Annotated in this window: 2 protein-coding genes; both read right to left on the bottom strand. The window is 41.8% G+C overall.

The window, feature by feature from the left end; all coding sequences use genetic code 11:
- Nucleotides 1-420, bottom strand: a 420-nt coding sequence (locus J6I68_RS16315) for a leucine-rich repeat protein (protein WP_292221848.1), incomplete at its 3' end; no start/stop codon positions are given.
- A gap of 27 nt (nt 421-447) precedes the next feature.
- On the bottom strand, nt 448-1,542 hold the full coding sequence (locus J6I68_RS16310) for a hypothetical protein (RefSeq protein ID WP_292221847.1): 1,095 nt from the start codon (nt 1,540-1,542) through the stop codon (nt 448-450).
- Nucleotides 1,543-1,729: the final 187 nt, after the last annotated feature.

Below are 1,729 nucleotides of genomic sequence, written 5' to 3'. Positions count from 1 at the left end.
TGACCTGACCTGTTCCTTCAGGCCTTCGTTCACTCCATAGAGTGCATTCTCCCTGATGGAAACCACTGTATCCGGAATCACCGCCCCTGAAAGAGCTGCCGGGAAACAAAGAAGCTCAGTCATATTCTTGTTGTAGAGGCAATTGCTATAGGATGCGAAGTATGGATTGTTCTCGCTGACCGTTATGGACTTAAGGCTCATAAGGCCTCTGAAAGCATTTGATGAAATATCATTCACATCGCTTCCTATATGGATCGTAGCTACGTTGGTATTTCTTTTAAAGGTAGTTCCGCTTATCTTGGTGACTTCCTTGGCACTGGCCTGTGCAGATGGTATCAAAAGAACTGCTGCCACCATGATTGCTATACATGCGTTGAACTTTAACTTTATCCTGTTTTTTTCTTTCCCCACAGTTTTCATTTATCTTTACGCTTTCACCTAGTTTTCTTAATAGTCATTGGACTGACCGCTCATTGGATTGGCATTATAAGTTGGATCTGTAGTCACTGCCTGTCCATTATCCCCATAAGCAGGTCTTGTATTCATGATGCTTGTAAGTGTTGCATAGCTTACATATTTCTGAATATCCTGGTCAACACCACCCTCAAGAGGATGTTTGCCATATCCTGCAATACCGTAGATTGCATCTGCATAGGCTTCATGATTGTTGCAGGCTATCTGGCAATACTGCTGATTCCAAGTATTAGCGTTGACGTGTACCCACTTTATAGGAGCAGCTCCGGGATTCTTCTGCTGGATCGTATCATTTAAATAGTCAAGGATAAGTCCAAGAGCCCTTGTTGCACCGGCACTGGTAAATTCATGAGCACAAAACACGCCGTAGGCTGTTCTGTATACCTTGCTGCCACTCTTTTTAACCTCGTCCTGAGTAAGCTCTCTTCCTGCGTTGCAATATGCCTGTACTATTCCGGTAGCATAAGCAACCATCTCTATTTCAGGAATCTGTGGCTGGGTGCTGGTACTGTTCTTTTTACTGCTGGATTTCTTGCTGTTACTGTTAACAGTCATGACCTGGTTATAAATATTTGTAGCCAGCTGCCTTGCAATGCTTCTTGCCTCGGTCTCCTGGCGTCTGTTCATTCCGCCGTTGTTGTGGATCTGATCAGGAATAACTACCATTCCATCTTTCTTTTCTTTGGTGAGCTGATTGGAAGGAACGATGTACTCGTTACTGCTGCTCCAGGCCTGAGCGCCTCTTGTAATAGGAGCATTGGCAACTCGTTTTTCTTTTATTCCATATATTGCGTAGTGCTCCACAAGTTTAGCGGGATCCGCACCATATGCAATTCTAAGATCATTGTAATTAAGGAAATAATATAGAGGGTTATAACCATACTTGGCTCCATAGTCTACGCCATTGTACTTGGTAGTACCCTTAAGAAGTGTATTATATGTATCCTCTGACAGCTTAACAGCATCATCATAGGCCAGGCTTTTTACAGGAATGCTAAAGAAAATCGAAAGAACCATAATATAACAGATCCCAGCCTTTAATACTTTTTTGACCCACACGTTAGACATCGTCATCCTCCAGTTAATACCTCTATCCAAAGGGGCATAGTAAGATCATTCAAAGTATTTATCGGCAGTTATTTGCAAATTATTAACCAAAAAGTCAGATTATTTAAAGTATTATTAAATTTAATCAAAAAGTTTTTCAATAAGCAAAAAAAGTGCGGGAGCCTTATGACTCCCACACTATCTTCTG

Source organism: Butyrivibrio sp., from assembly GCF_017940685.1.
Lineage (GTDB): Bacteria > Bacillota > Clostridia > Lachnospirales > Lachnospiraceae > Butyrivibrio.
The sequence above is the reverse complement of the archived record's forward strand: the minus strand, read 5'-3'. Positions and strand labels throughout refer to the sequence as shown.

What these genes read in the sequence shown, in the direction of transcription:
- J6I68_RS16310 (WP_292221847.1), bottom strand. Translation starts at nt 1,542, where the DNA reads ATGTCTAACGTGTGGGTCAAAAAAGTATTAAAGGCTGGGATCTGTTAT.